Source organism: Aphanizomenon sp. UHCC 0183, assembly GCF_009712065.1.
GTDB classification, from domain to species: Bacteria; Cyanobacteriota; Cyanobacteriia; order Cyanobacteriales; family Nostocaceae; genus Dolichospermum; species Dolichospermum heterosporum.
The window spans coordinates 26,529-48,568 of record NZ_VILC01000028.1 but is presented as its reverse complement, the minus strand read 5'-3'; the positions used below and the strand labels follow the sequence as shown (position 1 = coordinate 48,568).

The window sequence follows — 22,040 nt, the reverse complement described above, 5'->3', positions numbered from 1 at the left end:
CGTCAGGGCTGGAGTCGCACCAAAGTAATTAGCAGGGTCAGCATCAGGGGCTACATCCTGCCCGCTGAGATCCTTAGCATTGACAGTTGCAATGTTGGTGTACTGACCAGCAGTAACTGTTTTTGTCGCTTTGTACTTCCAGATTTCTCCAGTGTCAAGTTTGTTGTCTGAATTTCCGTCACCAATGTTGAATCCGCCGGAGTTCACTTCGGGGTTAGGGGCAAAGGAAGAATCGGGACCGCCATCATCAACGACAGTCACATTCTTCAGGGGATTCCCACCGTTATTGCTGACATTATAGGTAAACGTTGCTGTACTGCCCACCAGAATCACCGGACCTGTCGGGCTGTCTGCATCCTGTCCATTAATGAACTTCTTAATAGCCAGCGCTGGCAATGGCAGTACATTCGTTCCCACATCGAGGTAGGGAGAACTTGCTGTTGAGCCAAACTTTGTATTGTTATTAATGTTAGTTGTAGGGGGAGTGGATAACGGATTTGGGACGTTACCTTGCGGTGTCTGATCCTCACCGTAGGCAACTGCAATTAACGCACCATCGGTCGTAAACAGGCGTGCCCCACTCTGATCGCTGTCATTAAATTTGGAGTCGTACAGGCGAACTGATTGCAGGGCGTTGACTGTATAGGCGATGTCGTATTTTTGTCCATTAGGTGCGGACAGTGTGCTGTTGGCAGGATTGCCATCCCAGTCCACATAGACGATCGTATTAGTAGTTGCCGTTACCCATAGAGGGCTACCGTTTGCATCGGCGACCACATTCCCATTAGTATCCGACGAACCTTGCGCCCAGCCCACTACCACTTGGCTGGTCAGTCCGTTTTGGGGAGTTAAAGTCCAGCCCCAGTCCCAGTTTTGACCAATATAGTTGCTAGTAGCAGAATCGTAGGTTGCTATGACATCAAAATTCCCACCGTTGGGATTGTTGAGATCGCTACCCGTATAGAAATGGATGCCCGATCCGGACACAGTTGGTGTGTAGCGAACAGTCTCACCAGCAGCTACAGTCAAGTTCCCTGTGCCAGCTGTTGTGCGATAGTTGACCGTAATGGTGCCACTGCCAGGATTGTAAAGAAAATAACTGACTGGACCGGAATTGTTACTAGGGGTAACTGTTGTGGTGACAGGAGAATAGTAACTGTTACCCAACTTGTCCAGAGGCTTAAGAGCAAAGGAGTCTGACTGGAAGTTGGCATTAATCACCCCTGTAACCAAGTCAACTTGAACGGGATTACTCGCTAAAACCCTTGAGTTCACATTGATTCCTGGTCCACTGGGAAGGGAAGGATTGCTGCCATCCCCAGTGCCTCGGACAACATAGGTTTGTCCTTGATTGAGGGTTACGTTGACATCGGTGGCATCAGCAAAATCGCCATCCCCGTTGACATCAATTTGAACCAGGGTATTGTCTTGAGCCGCACCGACCGCCAGTCCGGCGTAGCTGAACATACCATTGTCGTTGGTCAGGTTTTGCCCCACTGGGACTTTGTACTCTTTGCCATAGCGGAAGATATCAAAAACCTCGACTGCTCCTCCTAACACCGATCCCCCACTGCCTTCAACCGTCTGCGGCCAGTAACCGCGAGTCACAGCGATCGCGGTAGTAGCACCAATCTTGTCTCCCCCATCGAAGTAAATCTGAGTGCCACGAGGGTTGGTGGGAACGACATTCCGCAAAACGACAATATCTCCAGCCTTGAAGATATCTCCGGTGATACCAGGCGCTGCACCGTTTTCATCAATGCCATCGCCCCAAATCTGAGTGCCGCCTGGATTGCCGATGCTATAAATGTTGGTGGGGTTAGTAATATTGGAATCGTAGCCATTTTCCCACTGATCGTAGTAGATCAAGGTTCCGTCACGGCTCATCGTCATGGAAATAATACTGATAATGCCATCGGAGACGTTATTTTCTAGATCGTTGAAAATGTAGTTAACTTGCTGCTCTGGCACAGGCACGAAGTAAGTCTGTAATAATGCTGGATCGGCATCCGTAAATGTCGTCGTTGCCACTTGGTCATCCGTTGTCCCAAACGTACGATCCGCACCACTGCCCGTCGCCGTCAAAATCAACCTCGCATTGAACGCATCAGGCGTACCACTACCAGTGCCATTATTATCCGTTGGCACGCGCCAGACTACCAACACCTCTCCATTTGCTATGTCATCCAATTCACTAGCACCCCCGTCTGTAACGGAAAAGGGCTGATACACATCCGCATTACCATCATCGCCAAAATCATCGGGGTCATCTTTGATCGCAAACTCAATCGTTGAGCCTACAGCGAAGCCCCTCGCCGTAATTACAACGATATCACCAGGCATATAATTATTCTTATCCGTGCTGACTGTCCAGTTATTTGTCATGACTATTTGCTCTCAGTAAAATAGTTGAATTGAAGTGAATTTCCCACCTAAGTAGGTGAACAGAAAAAATTAAAGGTATATGAAGAAGAGGAAAGCAAACTCAAACTCTTTCCCCCTGCGCCCTGCCCCCTGCTCCCCTGCCTTCCCCCAACGAGAATTTTTAACGCTCACCTACTTATAGGGCAAGGGCAGGGAAGACACTGATCGCATTTCCCGTGGTCTGTGCTAAAAACTGGCTGTCAATCAACTCCTCATAGGCAGCTAAATCCTGCTGCCAGTGAGCGATCGCCTGATTTAAATTCTCCAAACGTTCCTCCCCTGATTCACCACTCACCTCATGGTGGAAATTGCCAGCAAACAACACTGCGGGAACTTCTTCATCTAGCATTTTTAGCTTCACCTCATTAATACCCAATCGCAGTTGGCAGCTTTCTAAGGTGTAAATCAAGTTAATTCCCGCCTGCATCGGTGCAGTGCCGAAATTCTGCCAGCTACCTTGGACAAGAATTGTTTCCGTAATATATTCGTAAGCGGCATCTGGCTGACCTTCAAAGGTGACAAACCGCTGAGGATTGATGCCCACCGCTCGGTAATCCAGATTAGGCAAAACGGCAGCATAGCGGCGAGCAATGTCGGCAATCTGCATCTCTTCAAGGTGGTTGCTTATGCCTTGGGAAAAGCTCACCATTTCCGACTGCGCCGACATCCTGATGCCATTTTTGAAGATAATGTGAGTCCCTCGTGGGGATATGACCGGAGGACGCGCCAATTCCCAGTCTGTGGGAATTACGCCACTACCATTCAGGAAATCTGGAGTTAACAGGGTCGAACTGTGGTTTCTAATGGCTAAGACAATGGATATATCCTGAATATGTGCAGTTTCATGAAAGTTTTTTAGCATCAATCAATTACTCCTTTCTAAGGTATTGAAGTTAAGATCAATCGAAATTACTAGTAGACAACGCCGAAAATAACCAATCATTAAAAATCCCTAAAAAGCTGATTTAGTAGGCTCTTAGAGTCTCTCCAACTAGAGCAAATACCGTTGTTTAATCTGCTTTTTACATTTTTAATTGTTAATTCTAATGTCCTGTACTATTCCTAATAAATACCTGATTTATTCAGCTTTCATGTATTAGGCAAGGTTGATTTTTTGCAGCGTAAAGCTATTACTCATAATTAATCACGACACTTTTCATAACCTTTGTGGAAAATACAAACATTATGATGCCAAGCAATTTTTATCCACAAATAAGCAAGTGGAAAATTATGAGAAACTCCTTGCTCGTTAAAACCCATCGGTTCAACGGCATTGTGTTTTGATTGATAAGCCCGTTACTTTATGTAGGTATATTACCCACACAAATATATTATTAATTGACAATCTCTTTTACCCTGAGATTTCAGAACAAACATAACATGGATATCTTTACTTAGCAATAACTATTCTCAAAATTTTCCAGCCAAATTGGCGATTTTCATCCGATAAAACCCTTACCGAAAAAGAACCTGCTAGAGAATATACAAGCTATTTGATTATAAATAGAGGCAATATTTGATAATAATATGCAACACAAGGTCTGTTTAATGTCTCTGGTGCTAGGTTTGATATCGTTTGATATTGGAGGGGGTTGGGGGTTGGGTTCTTGTATTTCACTCAACCAAGAACCGCTATAAGCTAAAATTTGCTCACTGAGAACGTTGAATATTACCTGATTTTACCCAACCTTCTTTATCAGTATCAGCAATGCGAATTTTTTGCCATTTTTTATCGGCACTTTCTTCTAAAATGATCACTTTTTTATTACCCCCAACCCCTGCTATACTGGGAGAGTTCGCATCTGGTTTTGCTCGCATACTTAACCCATCTGCCCAAGTGACAGTTCCTTCGTAGGCATCTGGTGGTAGTGGTTTGGGTGATTCTGTGGGTGTGGGTGTAGGGCTAGATGTGGGGTTGGGAGTAGCTAGTTTTTTAGGTGGGGATTTGGGAATGGCTTTGGGCTTTTTGGCTTGAAAAGAAGGATTATCATTAGGATACATTGGCTTGGGAGGAGTTACAGCAGTACGGTTAACAAAATAGAGGGCAACTGTTAAGCCAGTACCTAATAAAACTGCGATCGCTAAGACAAAACCGAGTATAACTTTAAGTAAGTTTGTCAGCATATAGTAGGGAATTGGTAATTGGTAATTGGTAATTGGTAATTGGTTAGTTTTTTTCTTCTTCCTTCTTCCTTCTTTCTTTTCTTACTTCTGATAAAGGGCGCGGGCCCCGCGCCCCTACCTCCTGACTCCTATAATTGACGTTGAATGCGATCGCTTAAGGGACTATATTTAGATGCTAGACGCGCCCTGCCGGCGGCTGCCCATTCTTGGAGTTTTTGAATTTGTTCCACAGCGGTTCGCGCTAAGGGGATAATTTGACTGGCAGCCTCTAAAATATCATCAGTGGTGAAATCACGGTTTTGACTAAAGCCAATGTGCATGGCTTCAATTAACGTTTGTTCAATTTCTGCACCGGAAAAATCGGGAGTTTCGTAGGCTAATCTTTCGATTTCATAGCTGTTCAAATTATGGGGACGCAATCGGGATAAATGCACATTGAAAATGGCTTTTCTTTCTTCTTGGCTGGGTAAACCGACAAAGAAAATTTCATCAAATCGCCCTTTTCGTAACATTTCCGGTGGTAAAGCCTGAATATCGTTAGCAGTAGCTACGACAAAGACAGGGGAAGTTTTTTCCGCTAACCAATTGATAAAAGTCCCAAATACTCGGCTTGTAGTTCCCGCATCACCTTTGCTACCCAAACCAGAAAAAGCCTTATCAATTTCATCAATCCAGAGTATACAGGGAGCGAGCGCTTCTGCAACTTGAATCATTTGCCGGGTGCGGGATTCTGACTCACCCACCAAACCGCCAAATAGCCGCCCTACGTCTAATCGTAACAGAGGTAAATGCCAATGGTGAGCGATCGCCTTGGCAGTTAAAGACTTACCAGTTCCCTGAATTCCCACCAACATTAACCCACGAGGATGAGGTAAACCATATTGTCGGGCTTTTTCGCTAAACGAACCCCCACGCCGAATTAACCAATCCTTCAAATTATCTAAACCACCAATATCAGTAATTTCCTCAGTGGTGGGGTAAAAATCAAGAATTTGAGTTTGGCGGATAGTTTGCCGCTTTTCTGCCAAAACTAAATCTACATCTTCTGGTTCTAATTGTCCATGAGTGGCGATTCCTCGCGCCAATACCCGGCGGATTCTTTCCATAGACAACCCTTGACAAGAACGCACCAAATCATCCAAAAACTTGCCAACAGGTGGATTTCCAGTGGCTTGTAACAACCGTTCCACCTCCGTTTTGATTTCCGGGGCGTTAGGTAAAGGAAACTCAACCACCGTCAGCACTTCCGTTAAATCATCAGGAATAGCAACGCGAGGGGATAATAAGACAATATTTTTCGGTTGGGATTTCAGGAGTCGGGCTAAATTACGGAGTTTGCGAGCGATCGCCACATCATCCAAAAATCTATGATAATCTCGTAAAATCAACACCGCTGGGGCAGTAGCAGTCAACTTTTCCACAAACTCCAAAGCCTGTAACGGGTTGCGTTTCCCAAACCCCACATCATTCGGACTACCCTGATAACCATCCACAAAATCCCAAGTATACACCGGACGATTACCTTGATTTGTCGCCTCTTCCCGAATCGCCGCTTCTACCCGTTCCTCCTCATAAGTAGGAATATAAATCAACGGATAACGGGCGCGGAGTAACAATTTAAACTCATCACGAAAATTCATAAAATAACAAGTATGGCTAAAGCCGCATTATCAAAATCAATAAGGTTTAGTATAATACCATATCCGATTGTACACCCCCCATTGATAATCAATGCAGACTTACCAGAGTGAAATTACAGCAATTTCCAATCATATAAGGTACATCTTAGCCCCTCATCGCTTGCGGGGAGGGGGTTGGGGGTGGGGTTCTTGTTCCGGTTTTGATGACAATTTGCTGTAAAAAATCAAAGATTATAAACTCTTACTCTCTGCGACTCTGCGCCTCTGCGTGAAACAAATCCAAAATAAAAATCCATGCTTACCCAAGATAAAAAACAAATCAACTGGAAACCTATTATCAAAAAATTTGTCGCTGTAGTTGGTGAAAAAGGCGTAGTTCAACGCAAAGAAGAACTTCTCACCTATGAATGTGACGGTTTAACCAGCTACAAACAACGTCCCCCAGTTGCAGTATTACCCCGAACCACAGAACAAGTATCAGAAATTGTCAAAATTTGCAATCAATACTCCGTTCCTTTTATCGCCAGAGGTTCAGGAACTGGTTTATCTGGTGGTGCTTTACCAACAGAAAATTCCGTTTTGATTATCACTTCTTTAATGCGACAAATCCTCAGCATTGACTTAGAAAATCAACGGGCTGTCGTGCAACCAGGAGTAATTAATAGTTGGGTGACACAAGCAGTTAGTGGTGCTGGTTTTTATTTTGCACCTGACCCTTCTAGTCAAATTATTTGTTCCATTGGTGGCAATATTGCCGAAAATTCTGGGGGAGTCCATTGTTTAAAATATGGTGTGACAACGAATCATGTTTTAGGTTTAAAACTTGTGCTTCCTGACGGTGAAATAGTTGATGTTGGTGGACAAATTTCTGAAATGCCGGGTTATGATTTAACAGGTGTATTTGTCGGTTCAGAAGGAACATTAGGAATTGCCACAGAAATCACTTTAAAAATTCTCAAAAGTGCCGAATCAATTTGTGTATTACTCGCAGATTTTACCAGTGTAGATGCTGCGGCTGCCACTGTTTCTGATATTATCAGCGCGGGGATTATTCCCGGTGGCATGGAAATGATGGATAATATTAGTATTAATGCTGTAGAAGATGTTGTTGCCACTAATTGTTATCCCCGTGATGCCACAGCTATTTTATTAGTAGAAATTGATGGTTTAGAAGTAGAAGTTTCTGCAAATAAACAGCGAGTTACAGAAATTTGCAAAAAGAATGGGGCGCGAAATGTCACCAGTGCTAGTGACCCAGAAACTAGATTAAAATTATGGAAAGGCAGAAAAGCTGCTTTTGCGGCTGCGGGACATATTAGCCCTGATTATTATGTACAAGATGGCGTAATTCCTCGGACTCAATTACCTTATGTCCTCCAAGAAATTGAGAGATTAAGTCATGAATACGGTTATCCTATTGCTAATGTTTTTCATGCTGGAGATGGGAATTTACATCCATTAATTTTATTTGATAATTCTGTACATGGAGAATTAGAAAAAGTCGAAGAATTAGGGGGAGAGATTCTCCGGCTATGTGTAAGAGTAGGTGGAAGTATTTCCGGTGAACATGGTATTGGTGCTGATAAGAAATGCTATATGCCCGATATGTTTAGTGAAGCTGATTTAGAAACAATGCAATGGGTAAGACAGGTATTTAATCCCCAAGGTTTAGCAAATCCTGGCAAGATTTTTCCCACACCTCGCACTTGTGGAGAAGCAGCTAAAGCATCTATTCAACAATTCCCAGACGTAGAAAGATTCTAAGTAAAAAATAAATGTTGGGTTAAATGTTGGGTTTCGTTCCATTGCTTCGCAACGCTAAGGAATGTGAATTAAATAAGGTGCAAAAGTAGGGTGTGTTAGCGACAGCGTAACGCACCATTCCAGGTTACATCAGAATTGCAGGTTATTAAATTTGCGTTCCTAATCCAAACAACCTAATATTTATCCTCTCTCTGTGTTCTCTGTGCCTCTGTGGTTGGTTTTTTTAATTTATTGCTTAGAAGTACCCTTAGTTAGACAATTCAGATAGTTTTATATGACTAAAGATAGAGGTTAAAAGTAATTTTATCTATCTTTAGTTAGATAGTATTATAGGTTAATTATTAGAAATTTTTTATTATAATAAATGTAAATATTGCAATAGTAAATTTAGTCAATTATCTGATTCAGATTTTGATTCAGCAAGGCTTTTTTTGAATTTATTTCTCATGATTTGGTTTACCTTTTTAAGATTTATCGTTTACCATGGGAGTTATATATGAGCGAAATCAATGTTCTACCAGTAAATACACCAATAGATTTAAATAACTGCGACAAAGAACCTATACATATTCCTAGTTTAATTCAGCCGCATGGTATTCTCATAGTTTTAGAAGAACCTAAATTAAACATTATTCAAATTAGTCAAAATACTATTGATTTACTTGGTATTCCTCCTCAAGATATTTTAGGTAAAAACCTCAAAGTATTATTCAATAACAGGCAAATTCAATTAATAAAAAAATCTTTAGCAGAAATATCTGAAAAACTTAACCCGTTGGATTTATGTATTCATACCAAAACAAGAAAGCAAAATTTTGATGCCATTATTCATAAATCAAATGGATTCATAATTCTGGAATTAGAAGCTGTTACTGCAAACAATAAAGATGATTTTTTGAGTTTTTACCAATTAGTACAACCGATTATTTGCAAAATGCAAAAATTAGTGTATTTGGATGAAATGTGGCAAATTATGGTGACAGAAATTCGTAATCTGACAGGTTTTGACAGAGTAATGATCTATAAATTTGATCGTGAAGGTGCAGGTCATGTGATAGCAGAAGATAAATTAGAAAGTTTAAGTCCTTTTCTGGGCTTACATTGTCCAGCTTCGGATGTTCCTAAACAAGCTAGAGTATTATATACTCTTAATCCTTTGCGGTTAATTCCTGATGTGAATTATCAATCTGTAGAACTAATATCTCTGAATAATTTAGGCAATAATCAACCTTTGGATCTTAGTCACAGTGTTTTAAGAAGTGTTTCTCCCATACACATTGAATATCTCAAAAATATGGGTGTGACTGCTTCTATGTCAATTTCATTAATTCGAGAACAAAAATTATGGGGTTTAATTGCCTGTCATAATTATTTATCGCCTAAATATATCAGCTATAAATTGCGAACTGCTTGCGAATTAATCGGTAGGGTAATGTCTTTAGAAATCTCTGCCAAAGAAGAAAATGAATATTTAGACTACAAACTTATTTTGAAAGAAGTTTTATCTAATTTTTTGAATGATTTTACTAAAAATGATCATTACATAGAAACTTTAATTCAAAATAGAAGTAAACTTTTAGAATTGGTAGCTGCTGAAGGAGTAGCCGTTTGTGATGCCGAACATATCACAATGATTGGCAAAACTCCTGTATTGGAGGAAGTTAAGAAGATCCGTAATTTTTTAGAAAATCTTATGTTTAATCAAGGTGTAGATAATTATATTTATGAAACAGATTGTTTATCTAAAATTTATCCACAAGCAGAAAAGTTTAAAAATGTCGGTAGCGGTTTGTTAGCAGTAATGATTTCTCAAAAATATAAACAGTATATTTTCTGGTTTCGTCCTGAATTAATTCAAACTGTTAATTGGGCAGGTGATCCTAATAAACCAGTAAAAATAACTGCCAGTGGTGATGTGCGGCTATCTCCCCATAAATCCTTTGATTTATGGCAAGAAATAGTAAAATTAAAATCGTTACCTTGGCAGCAATGCGAAATTGCTATAGCTAAAGAATTGAGAAATATAATTGTGGGGTTACTTTTGCAGCAATCTGAGAAAATTGCCAAAATTAATCAGCAATTAATGCTGGCTTTAAAAGCCGCACAAATGGGAGTATGGGATTGGGATTTACTGAAAAATCTTATAGTTTGGTCTATTGGTCATGATCAATTGGGTGTGCTATTAGAACAGCATTTTATAGATACTTATGATGCTTTTAAAAACCTCATTGATCCACGAGATCGAGAATCTGTAGATTTAGCTATCAATAAGGCTTTAGTTGGGCAGCATGATTATTATCAAGAATTTCGGATACTTTGCCCTGATGATAGTATTCATTGGCTGGAAAGTAGAGGGAAATTTTTCTTTAATGATGCAGGTCAAGCTGTGCGATTTTTAGGGACTTTGGTAGAAATTAGCGATCGCAAACTTGCCGAAATTCAACTCCAAGAACTAAATTTAGAGTTAGAAAACAGAGTTAAAAACCGAACTGTTGACCTAGAAAATTCTCAAGCAGCATTACAACGGCAAATAGAACAGGAAAGACTGGTGATGGCGATCACCTTACGTATTCGTCAAAGTTTGCATCTGGATCAAATCCTCAACACTGCTGTAAATGAAGTTCGGGAATTTATGCAAGCAGACCGAGTATTTATTTATCGTTTTCAGTCAGACTACAGAGACTACAGTGGATATGTAGTGGTGGAATCTGTTGATGATGCTTGGACTCCTGCGTTAAATGCTGGCGTTGAAAATACTTACTTGATGGAAAATACCGTCAGGAGATACACACAAGGAGGCTTTCTAGCCATAGCAGATATTTATACAGCCGATCTATCTGAATGTGATCGTGATTTACTAGCGCAATTTCAAATCAAAGCCAAATTGTCAGTTCCTATTATGCAGGGACAAAAATTATGGGGGCTATTAATTGCCAATCAATGTAGGACATCAAGACAGTGGCAACCTTGGGAAATTGATTTCCTGCAAAAATTAGCAACACAAGTAGGCATTGCCATTCAACAATCAGAACTATACCAACAATTAGAACAAGAACTACAAGAACGTCAAAAAATTGAAACAGCTTTGCGACGTAGTGAAAACTTATTTCGTTCTCTCAATGAATTTGCACCTGTAGGTATTTTTAAAACAGATACCCAAGGAAGAATGATCTATAACAATCCTAGCTGTCAGAAAATTTGTGGTTTTACCCTAGAACAATCATTAGGAGAAAGCTGGATCAATTTTATTCACTTTGATGATTTAGAAGTATTTTCACCTCAGTGGAATGAGGGAGTATCAACACATCAGCAACTCGCTACAGAAATACGTTTTGTCCATGAAGATGAAACTGTTCGGATTTGTCGGCTAATTGCTGTTCCCATGTTTTCTGATCTTAATGAATTTGTGGGATATGTCGGCACTATCGAAGATATTACAGATAATCGATTAATGGAAAAAATGAAAAGTGAGTTCATTTCCATAGTTAGTCATGAATTACGAACTCCATTAACATCTATTCGTAGTTCTTTAGGATTACTAACTACTAGTGGCATCAGAAATAACCCAGAAAAAATGCAGAAAATATTAGATATTGCTGCTAGTAATGCCGAACGTTTAACAAGGTTATTAAATGACATTCTTGATTTAGAACGACTAGAAACCAACAAATTTGTCTTGAATAAAAAATCCTGCGATGCGATGACATTAATACACCAGGCTGTAGACTCTATCCAAACATTAGCCAAAGAAGAGAATATTTCCTTACAAATATTAGGTAATTCTGTGCAATTGTGGATAGATGAAGACAGAATTTTGCAAACTCTTGTTAACTTAATCAGTAATGCCTTTAAATTTTCTCCCCCTCACACTACCATCAAAATCACTGTGGAAGAAACGCCAGATAGCCATTTATTTAAAATTCAAGATCAAGGGAGGGGTATTCCTAGCGATAAAATAGAAACAATTTTTGGTAAGTTTCAACAAGTAGATGCTAGTGACTCCCGTGAAAAAGGAGGAACAGGTTTAGGTTTAGCTATTTGTGATACTATTATTAAACAGCATGGGGGCAAAATTTGGGTAGAAAGTGTTGTAGGAGAAGGTAGCACTTTTTATTTTTCTATCCCTAAGTAGTTGACAAGTGACAGAACTTACTCAATTATTAATCAATCGCAAAGAACCCCACCCCGCTTTTGCTGACGCAAAATCTCCCCTCCCCTCTTGAGGGGAGGTGACTAAGGGGAGGGGTAGAATGACTGTGGGACAACTATTTCAGCTTAAGTTGATACCAATGTTCATAAATTATTTTTATTTTGGAGTTCAATAAAAAAATGACAGAAAAACATATTTTAGTAATAGATGATAATGATGATGTGGGATTTCTTATTTCCACTTGTCTGGAAGAATTTGGATCATGGCAAGTATTGATAGCTAATAGTGCGAAAAAAGGTTTAAGTTTAGCACAAACACAAAAACCGGATGTCATCCTTTTAGATGTAATGATGCCAGAAATGAATGGGATAACTTTATTTGGTTTATTGCAAAGTGAACCTAAGACCCAAGCAATACCAGTAATTTTTATGACTGCCAAAGTCCAAAATTCAGATTTAGAACTATATCGCAGTTTAGGAGTTAAAGGGATAATTAGCAAACCATTTGAACCCTTTACACTGGTAGAACAAATCACAGAGATGCTGGAATGAAATAATATTCTATAGCATTACTCAAACCAGAATTCAGATCCAAGGCTGCAAATATCCTCAATGGAGGAAGAGAAGCAGTTTTACCATCTTCAAAAAAGCTTTAAAATTTTTCATAATCCTTATAGAGACGTTCTAAGTAATTGGACAAAAATATTTACAGTCATTGCGAGCGAAGGGAAGCAATCACAACCCTTGCGATTGCTTCATTTCACTTCGTTCCGGTTTCCCCCCAAAGCATTGGGGGATTAAGGGGGGTAATTTAACTTGTGTGTACACGATAGCCTTATAAAGGGGGGAAACAATAAAAATCCAGTTCCCTCCCCGATGCTTTGGGGAGGGTTAGGGTGGGGTAAAAATATTTGATACATCAACCATAACTTTTCAAACACCCTCTTAAAGGCACATAAATATTGTGTCTTTTTTACTGTTTTATTAAAAAATATCCATATCTTTATCTAATCCCCACAATAAAATTAGATTTTGTAGTTATATGGATATTAGCAATCTCGATTTATTTAACAAATGAATTCTGTATTTCAGCAAGTTTTTGGATATTTTTTATGTTTGGGATTTGTCATCAGTTTAACAATATTTCCCATTTTTGCAAATCCTGATTATACTCAAAATTCAAATTCTTTACCTATAACTACAGAAATTCGTGGTGTTTGGCTGACTAATGTTGCCAGTGGTGTCTTTTATATCCCTTGGGGTATTGAAAGGGCAATAAATCAATTAGCCGCACTTAATTTCAATACCATTTATCCCGTAGTTTGGAATCGAGGTTACACTTTTTATAAAAGTCCTTTAGCCAAAAAAATCACAGGTTCAGATAGTCAACCTTTGCTGAATTTTATTCATGGTAAAAATGATTTTTTAGCCAAGGTAGTTAAATTAGCTAAAAGTAAAGATTTGACAATAATTCCTTGGTTTGAATATGGGTTAATGACTCCTCCTGATTCTGCATTAGCTAAACTACATCCAGACTGGTTAACTATTGGACAAAAGGGTGTAGAATCCATATCTGAAAACTTACGAGAAGATATGATTAATGGGGTTTATAAACAAGCTTGGCTAAATCCTCTACATCCTCAAGTTCAGAACTTTATTCGCGGGTTAATTTTAGAAGTTGTCAAAAATTATAATGTAGATGGTATTCAAATTGATGATCATTTTGGAATGCCTGTACAGCTTGGTTATGATGCTTTTACGGTAAACCTTTATCAAAAAGAACATCGAGGAAAAAAACCACCAAGTAATCCTTTTGATTCAGAATGGATGCGCTGGAGGGCTAATAAAATTACTGCATTTATGGACAGTATTTCTAAATCTGTAAAAGCAATTAAACCCTATGCTAAAATATCTCTTTCTCCAAACTCACAATATTTTGCTTATAAATACTATTTACAAGATTGGGAAAATTGGGTAAAACAAGATCTAATAGATGAGTTGATTTTACAGGTATACAGAAGTGAAAAAACCTCTTTCATCACAGAAATGTCCAAACCATCAATAAAATCGGCTATGAAGAAAATTCCTGTAGCTATTGGTATCTCAACCGGAAATTTATTAAAGCCTGTAGAGATTGATCAAGTTAAGGAACAAATAAAAATAGTCCGCAAGCAAAAACTTGCTGGTTTCTCTTTTTTCTATTGGGAAAGTTTATGGGGTTATATTACTCCCGAATCGCCTTATCAACGTCGTCAGGCGTTTCTCCAGATGTTTGATACTCAAGCTGTTAGACCATTAAGATTGAAGAAAATATAATGCAATTATCATCTGTTAAATCTAATTATATAAGTTTAAATTTTACCTTTAAATGGGTTTTTGCTACTTTCTTGGGTTTTTTACTGAGTTTATTAATGATTGAAGTCAGTGAAAAACCAGATATGAGTGTTTTAGAAGCTGCTATAGGGAGTTTAACAATTTCTATCCCCCAAAGTTATCTTCTCAGACAATCTATTTCTCCTGGAAAATGGGTACTATCTACTCTTTTTTCTTGGATAATTATTGCAGTAATAGGTGTTGGTGTTTTGGGCTGGACTGTGACTATTTCTGCGTTTCTACCTACGCGAATTTTTTTAGGCATTATTGTTGGTGGTATTGGTGGTTTATTAATTGGTATATCACAATGGTGTTTAGCTATTCCCCCATCATTTCCTTCATCATGGAAATGGATATTTGTCAATATTATAAGTTGGATGATAGCTATGCCTATTGGTTCAACTATCGGCTTATTTTTGCACAGAATTACTAATTTATTTTTAGGGGAAGTAGTGGGATTAGCTATTACCTGGTTATTGGTGGCAATATTAACAGGAATCTCTGCGGTGAAAATAATTAAAGATTTATAGGGTTTGCTGATATACTCAAAACGGCTAGAAGCTAGACTTTTTTATCATACAAAGAACAAGTTCAAAGCCCCTCCAGTATTAAATATTATTCCTTTTCCCTCTCCTCTTAGGCTACGGTGTACACACAAGTTATCGAATCACCATTATTCTTCAAATTACCCCACCCTAACCCTCCCCGATGCTTTGGGGAGGGAACTAATTTTTCTGGTTTCCCCCCTTTATAAGGGGGGGATTAAGGGGGGTAATTTAACTTTGATTAGACATCTCCAGAAAAGATGTAGAGACGTTCCATGGAACGTCTCTACAAAGGCAGGACAAGCCGCATCTTATTTTTAGTTCCTAATTCTTGATTTATCCTTTGTGCCAGCGTGTGCCTTCTTTGCCATCTATTAAGGTAATGCCTTTTGTGAATAATTGATCACGAATTCTATCAGATTCAGCGAAGTTTTTGGCTTTTCTTGCTGCTTGTCTTTGTTGAATTAGTTCCTCAATTTCCACATCACTTAATCCATCCTGTACAGGTGTTTCTGTTTCTGGTTTAGCCGTTAAACCCAGAACATCTGCTAATGTAATTAAAGTTTGCCATTTTTCCAGTAATTCATGGGCGGAAGTTTCTGTTTTGCCTTGATGAACAATAATATTTCCTTCCCGAATTAATTCTTTTGCTAATTCAAAAATTACTGCTAATCCACCAGGGAAATTAAAATCATCATCAACAGCTTCTTTGAATTTCTCAATCTCAGAATTTTGGATTTTGGGTTTTGGATTTTGGATGAGGTTAGATTCATCCCACTCTAATTTTTTACCATGTTGATAACCGAAGAGTAATCCTTCCTTGATGGTATGCCAGCCATTTGTGGCAGCTAATATAGCATCATCGGTAAAATCTATAGGTTTGCGATATTGTGCCATCATCACAAATAATCTTACCGCCATTGGGTCTACACCCCGATCTAATAATTGACGAATGGTGATAAAATTACCCAAAGATTTGGACATTTTTTCCCCATCTACCTTCACCATGCCATTGTGTAACCAATAATTAGCTAAAGGTTTTCCGGTAACGGCTTCCGATTGAGCAATTTCGTTTTCATGGTGGGGGAAAATTAAGTCAGCACCACCAGCATGAATATCTATAGTATCACCCAGGCGATCGCGCACCATCGCCGAGCATTCAATATGCCATCCTGGACGACCTTTTCCCCAGGGAGACTCCCACGCAGGTTCACCGGGTTTTGCAGCCTTCCACAGGGCAAAATCAAAGGGGTATCGCTTCTTTTGATATTCTGCATCTTCGACATTTACCCGTTCACTTGCACCAGCTTGCATATCCTCCAATTTGCGTCCCGAAAGTTTGCCATATTCAGCAAAACTTTGGACAGCATAATACACATCACCATTAGATGGATACGCAAAACCTTTGTGTTCTAAATCGTGAATTAATCTTTGAATCCCATTCATTGTATGTGTCGCGCGGGGATATTCATCAGCCTCTTTAATTCCCAACCGGGACATATCCTCAAAATAAGCTTGAATATAGCGTTCTGCAACAACTTCCATCGAAGAATCTTCTTCTCGTGCGCGTTTAAGAATTTTATCATCAATATCAGTAAAATTTTGGATATAACGCACATCATAACCAATAAACTGAAGGTAACGACGCACCACATCCCAAACAATACAAGCTCTAGCATGACCCAAATGGCAGTAATCATAAACCGTCACACCGCAGTAATACATCTTAACCTTTCCAGATTCGACGGTGGTAAATTGTTCTTGACGACGGGTAAGAGTATTGTAAATAGATAGGGTCATAATAGAGTAATGCGGAAATCGGACGATAAACAATAATAACCCAAGTTGATGACAATGGCGTAAATGAAAATTTTAGTAGCTAATAATTGGCTATAATTCTTATTAGTAAAACTTCGTAATCTTGTTCAGGACTTCCGCCTTGCGGTAGTAGGGTGCGTCAGACTGCATAAATCTTGTAAATAAACAGATTATTAATATCTGACGCACCCTACAACTATAATTATTATTGGTAGTACAAAACGGCGTAAATAAACCAACTATTCTAAATCCTCTAAAAGCCTATACTGTCTTAATTTTGACTTTTGACTTCCGCCTTGCGGTAGTAGGGTGCGTCAGACTGCATAAATCTTGTAAATAAACAGATTATTAATATCTGACGCACCCTACAACACTTGGAGGTAATACCAATTTTATATGAGACTGCACAGAATCATAGAATCCATTAATTCATCCGGCTTTATCTGCGTTTATCTGCGTTTAGGGACTTCCAAGAAATAAATTATCCTGATTAACGAACCACAGAGGCGCAGAGGACACAGAGGAATAAGGGTTTGAGAGATTTTTGCGTTAGGTGGTTGAGTATTTTTTTATTTGGAAGTCCCTTATCTGCGGTCAATGATTCTGGAAATATTATTCTACGCAGCTTCATCTTAATTTAGCGTTACTCTAATGCCGAGTGGACAAAACCAAGATAAAATTTAGAATACACCAAAATCCCCTTCATGACTATGCCAACAACAGTTAATTCCGAATCTCACGCAATGGAAGTTGCCAAGCAAGGTTTACCAGTTACCATTATTACAGGTTTTCTTGGTAGCGGTAAGACCACTTTACTCAACCATATTCTCACAAATCAGCAAGGTGTAAAAACTGCGGTTTTAGTGAATGAATTTGGCGAAATTGGTATTGATAATGAATTGGTTATTTCCACTGATGAAAATATGGTGGAATTAAGTAATGGCTGTATTTGTTGCACCATTAATAATGACTTAGTTGATGCTGTTTACAAAGTTTTAGAAAGAGAAGAAAAGCTAGATTATCTAGTTGTAGAAACAACAGGTTTAGCAGATCCTTTACCTGTGGCTATGACATTTCTAGGTTCAGAATTACGAGATTTAACTCGGTTAGATTCTATTATTACTGTAGTTGATGCAGCAAATTATAGCTTAGATTTATTCAATTCTGAAGCTGCTTTGAGTCAAATTACTTATGGTGATGTGATTATTCTCAATAAAACTGATTTGGTTGATGAACCAACTTTACAGGATTTAGAGAAAAAAATTAACAATATCAAAGAAGGTTCCAGAATTATTCGCACAACAAAATCCCAAGTTCCCCTTCCTTTGATTCTGAGTGTCGGGTTGTTTGAATCTGATAAATATTTTGATAACCACGCAGAAGAACATCATGATCATGATCACGATGATCATGCTGATTGTGGACACGAAAATCACGACGATCATGATCATTCTACCTGTGGACATGACCACCATGATCATGAACATCATCACCATTCTGACCATTTAGAAAATGATGGTTTTCTCTCTATTTCTTTCCAAAGTGATAAACCTTTTTCAATTAAAAAGTTTCAACATTTTCTAGATAACCAATTACCCACAAATGTCTTCCGTGCTAAGGGGATTATGTGGTTTGATGAAAGTCCGCAACGGCATATTTTCCATCTTTGTGGTAAACGCTTTACTATTGATGATGATCAATGGAAAGGTGAAAAGAAAAATCAATTAGTGTTAATTGGTCAAAATCTAGATACCGAAACCTTACTCCAGCAGTTAGAAAACTGTATTTGTCTTCCTTCGGTAACTAGAGGTAAGGGATTTGGCAAGTAGTAAGTAATTGGACAAAAATATTTACAGTCATTGCGAGGGAAGGGAAGCAATCACAACCCTCGGAATTGCTTGATTTCACTTCGTTCCATATGGCTAACGCCACGCTGCGCTAACGCAATGACATTGTGTAATTAATTCTGTCTCACTACTTAATTAGTTGTTTTCTGATCATATCTAGACCCCCAACCATTGGTGTCAATTTAAGCTCAAATCCCTACCACATCTCGTTCCTAGTCTCTGACTAGGAATGCATTTGATGAGGCTCTGCCTCTAATATTATTGAAGGCAGAGCCTTCTATAAGCATCAAGGACTGTAAATAAAGATTGACTTCCACAGATAAAAAGTCACTAAGGAACGCAAATTTAATAACCTGCAATTCTGATGTAACCTGGAATGGTGCGTTACGCTGTCGCTAACACACCCTACTTTTGCACCTTATTTAATTCACATTCCTAAACTGATTATGACTTTTGACAAAATCAGGCTGTTCTTGTCCTTCGCAATATGAGTAAGTTGGTGGGTTATCACCTTCTGAAAGTCTGAAAAAGCTGAACTGATATCCCTGGTGCATGAAAAATACAAAAGCATCCTCTGGTAAAGCTTGAGGAAAATCATTTTCTACTAAAAGTTGTTTAGCCCATTCTTGAATTTGTGGCAAATGCTGATAAAAGCAATCTGAACCACGTAAAAACTTACCTGCCCCATGCCCCATCATTTTTAGAAAGTCTTTGTAAGTGCTGGGCAGCTTAATACCTCGTTGTCGTTCAAGTTGAATTATTTCTAAATCTGAACAGGGGGAAAGAGGATTGTCATTAAAAATAAGATTAAGTCGTGCGGGTAAATTGCAAATTGACATTTCTACCGACTCCTTTATAAGGGAAATGCCGAAAACCCTTGAAGATGTAGCTTCCTAAGTCAGCTACATCTGTGCTTTAGACAAGGGATGAAGGCTAGAGGCTTTCCTTTATCCTGCATTGACATTAATTTAAAAATTTGAAATTATTTCAAATTTTAATTCATATTCGTGATACAATTAAATCGTCAGCAAAGACATTAAAAACCTACCGGGAGACTCTCGGAAAGTTACGCTTGTCAGTTCGGCTTCGCTCACCGCAAGCAGAGATGATTCTGCCAGTAATGGCAAACAGGATCAGGGCAAGAACCCAAATATTTAAGGCAGTGCCTGAAGCTGGGATAACTGAGAGATATAGACTGAAACTCTCTATAGAATCCCCGCGTTTTTAGACCGGGGAGTGTCAAGCAGTGTTTCCGTGATGTACATTTAGCTGAATGTTCGGGAAAGTTTGCCTAAACTGCTTAATGACATACTCACACGAATCACATGGCTCTCTCTGTAAATAATTCAATTTTACCCTTTAGTTCTCTATTATTTATATATTTTTCGGCGATTGCCTCTAATAAGTAGTGAGACAGAACTAATTACACAATGTCATTGCGTAAGCGTTGCGTGGCGTTAGCCATATGGAACGAAGTGAAATGAAGCAATCGCAAGGGTTGTGATTGCTTCGCTTCGCTCGCAATGACTGTAAATATTTTTGTTCAATTACTTACTCTAGCAATAGCAACATTTCGGGCTGGTGCTGGCACGTTACAAATTTTGCGAATTTCTGCGACGCGCTCTAACCAATCCATCTTTTTTTAATTTTATACTATCGTGGATTAAAAAGGGGCATTTCAAATAAATACCCCATTAATATTCTCTAAAATTCCAACTTACTACAACACCTTAGAGGTTGTTTGAAAACTTTTTTGTGTAGGATCTGACACCCGCAGATGCCCATAAATCCCCCTTAAAAAGGGGGACTTTGAGGAATTTAGCCCCCCTTTGTAAGGGGGGTTGGGGGGATCTCGATTAATTCTGATACTTTTCAAACATCCTCTTAAACTAATTTTGATTTTGGTTTTGGTTTTAGTTCTAGTGTTGGTTGTAGTTCTAGTTTTGGTTCTGGCGTTAGTTCTAGGATTGCTTCGGGTTCTGGTAAACCATAGATAGAACGATAAAGCTTATCGTACTCTTTAGCGGATTGATACCAACTGAAGTTTGCACTCATCCCCCGTTTTTGTAATTCTTGCCATTGGGGTTTGAAACGGAAACCTTCCCAAGCGCGAATCATGCAGGTGAATAAGTCCAGAGGTTCATAGCGGTCAAAGCAATAACCTGTACCCACTTCATTGACTGGATCAAAGTGGCTGACGGTATCAACTAATCCCCCTGTACGACGGACAATGGGAACTGAACCGTAACGCAAAGCCATCATTTGGCTGATGCCGCAGGGTTCAAATCGGCTAGGCATTAAAAAGGCATCTGTACCTGCGTAAATGCGACGAGAAAGGGCATCATTATACAGGAGATAGGTAGCCATGCGTCCAGGATAACGGGATGCGAGTTGCCACATTTGGGTTTCATAATAGCGATCGCCTGTTCCCAAAAGGACAAACTGAGCATCTGTATAAGCCATGAAGCGGTCAAGGATTTGTAATACTAAATCCATCCCTTTCTGTTCTACCAACCTTGTCACCATGCCGATTAAAAAGGCATTAGAATTAACTTCTAAACCTACTTCTTCTTGCAGGGCTATTTTGTTAGCTTTGCGTTTATCTAAAGTATCTATGGTAAAGGGTTGAGCAATGTATTTATCATTGGCTGGATCATAAATATCGGTATCTATGCCGTTGATTATCCCTGATAATTTGCCACTAACAAAAGATAATAACCCTTCTATTTGTTCACCATAGGCAGGTGTTTTGATTTGTTCGGCATAGGTGGGAGACACTGTATTTACTTTATTGGCAAACTGGACAGCGGCTGCCATTGTATTGTGTCCTTGCATATACCAGGGACACCAAGTAATTTTCTCTAAATACCAACGCCAAGGACCTTGATAAGCGAGGTTGTGAATGGTGAATACAGTAGTGATATCTGGAGATTGATTCAACCAAACTGGTAACATTCCTGTGTGCCAATCATGACAATGGACAATTTCCGGTTTCCAGTAATTCCAGCAAAATTCCGCCGCACCATTGGAAAATAAGGTAAATCTCCAATCTTCATCTTCTCCACCATAAACCCGCCGAGGCAGAAAAGCTGGATGTTCAAATAAATACAGAGGAACATCAGTACCGGGCAGTACACCTTCGTAAACTGCAAACTCCTGGAACATGGCTGAACCTTTCCAAATGGGTTCTTTGGGAACTGGCATTTTGTCGGGAACAAAGCCATAGTAAGGCATAAAAATCCGCACATCATGACCCATTGCTCTCAAAACTTTGGGTAATGCGCCGACAACATCCCCCATACCGCCAACTTTGGCAATGGGAGCAGCTTCTGCCGCTACAAATAAAATTTTCATGG

General features: G+C 39.2%; 14 protein-coding genes. 6 read left to right on the top strand and 8 right to left on the bottom strand.

Going from position 1 to position 22,040, the window contains the following annotated elements:
• The 4 genes from FJR37_RS12165 to FJR37_RS12150 form a co-directional block, all read right to left on the bottom strand.
• The coding region (locus tag FJR37_RS12165; RefSeq protein ID WP_174763415.1) for a DUF11 domain-containing protein at positions 1 to 2,385 on the bottom strand (2,385 nt) is incomplete at its 3' end.
• 175 nt (positions 2,386 to 2,560) lie between these two features.
• The gene (locus FJR37_RS26440) at positions 2,561 to 3,031 is read right to left on the bottom strand and encodes a hypothetical protein (RefSeq protein WP_217355253.1); all 471 of its coding nucleotides are present in this window, start codon (positions 3,029 to 3,031) and stop codon (positions 2,561 to 2,563) included.
• A gap of 1,043 nt (positions 3,032 to 4,074) precedes the next feature.
• The gene (locus FJR37_RS12155) at positions 4,075 to 4,548 is read right to left on the bottom strand and encodes an SH3 domain-containing protein (protein WP_039202247.1); all 474 of its coding nucleotides are present in this window, start codon (positions 4,546 to 4,548) and stop codon (positions 4,075 to 4,077) included.
• A 128-nt stretch (positions 4,549 to 4,676) separates the two neighbouring features.
• Complete coding sequence (locus FJR37_RS12150) at positions 4,677 to 6,188, bottom strand: AAA family ATPase (RefSeq protein WP_168466135.1); 1,512 nt, start codon at positions 6,186 to 6,188, stop codon at positions 4,677 to 4,679.
• A gap of 294 nt (positions 6,189 to 6,482) precedes the next feature.
• Here FJR37_RS12150 and glcD point away from each other — a divergent pair, with 294 nt between their 5' ends.
• From glcD to FJR37_RS12125, 5 genes are all read left to right on the top strand, one after another.
• Complete coding sequence (glcD, locus tag FJR37_RS12145) at positions 6,483 to 7,952, top strand: glycolate oxidase subunit GlcD (protein WP_168466134.1); 1,470 nt, start codon at positions 6,483 to 6,485, stop codon at positions 7,950 to 7,952.
• Positions 7,953 to 8,448: 496 nt separating this feature from the next.
• Positions 8,449 to 12,084, top strand: coding sequence for a GAF domain-containing protein (locus tag FJR37_RS12140; RefSeq protein ID WP_168466133.1), 3,636 nt, complete (start codon positions 8,449 to 8,451; stop codon positions 12,082 to 12,084).
• 197 nt (positions 12,085 to 12,281) lie between these two features.
• Entirely contained in the window at positions 12,282 to 12,653 is a 372-nt protein-coding gene (locus tag FJR37_RS12135) for a response regulator (RefSeq protein WP_039203660.1), read from the top strand.
• Positions 12,654 to 13,175: 522 nt separating this feature from the next.
• Complete coding sequence (locus FJR37_RS12130; RefSeq protein WP_168466132.1) at positions 13,176 to 14,417, top strand: glycoside hydrolase family 10 protein; 1,242 nt, start codon at positions 13,176 to 13,178, stop codon at positions 14,415 to 14,417.
• Positions 14,417 to 15,004 (top strand): hypothetical protein, encoded by a 588-nt coding sequence (locus FJR37_RS12125; protein WP_168466131.1) that lies wholly within the window; start codon positions 14,417 to 14,419, stop codon positions 15,002 to 15,004. Before FJR37_RS12130 ends, FJR37_RS12125 begins: the two co-directional genes overlap by 1 nt.
• Positions 15,005 to 15,355: 351 nt before the next feature.
• Here the strand turns inward: FJR37_RS12125 and cysS are convergent, their stop codons facing one another.
• Positions 15,356 to 16,819, bottom strand: coding sequence for a cysteine--tRNA ligase (cysS, locus tag FJR37_RS12120; RefSeq protein WP_168466130.1), 1,464 nt, complete (start codon positions 16,817 to 16,819; stop codon positions 15,356 to 15,358).
• A gap of 728 nt (positions 16,820 to 17,547) precedes the next feature.
• On the opposite strand from cysS, the gene FJR37_RS12115 reads away from it, so the two are divergent.
• A complete protein-coding gene (locus FJR37_RS12115) occupies positions 17,548 to 18,666 on the top strand; it encodes a GTP-binding protein (protein WP_168466129.1) in 1,119 nt (372 codons plus the stop codon).
• A gap of 440 nt (positions 18,667 to 19,106) precedes the next feature.
• Here the strand turns inward: FJR37_RS12115 and FJR37_RS12110 are convergent, their stop codons facing one another.
• The 3 genes from FJR37_RS12110 to glgA form a co-directional block, all read right to left on the bottom strand.
• Entirely contained in the window at positions 19,107 to 19,523 is a 417-nt protein-coding gene (locus FJR37_RS12110; protein ID WP_039203656.1) for an SMI1/KNR4 family protein, read from the bottom strand.
• Positions 19,524 to 19,923: 400 nt separating this feature from the next.
• Positions 19,924 to 20,034 (bottom strand): deaminase domain-containing protein, encoded by a 111-nt coding sequence (locus FJR37_RS27730; protein WP_072033654.1) that lies wholly within the window; start codon positions 20,032 to 20,034, stop codon positions 19,924 to 19,926.
• Between the two features lie 534 nt (positions 20,035 to 20,568).
• Positions 20,569 to 22,038 carry a glycogen synthase GlgA gene (gene glgA, locus FJR37_RS12100; protein WP_039203662.1) on the bottom strand — a complete coding sequence of 490 codons (1,470 nt, stop codon included), beginning with the start codon at positions 22,036 to 22,038 and terminating at the stop codon, positions 20,569 to 20,571.
• Between the last annotated feature and the right edge of the window lie 2 nt (positions 22,039 to 22,040).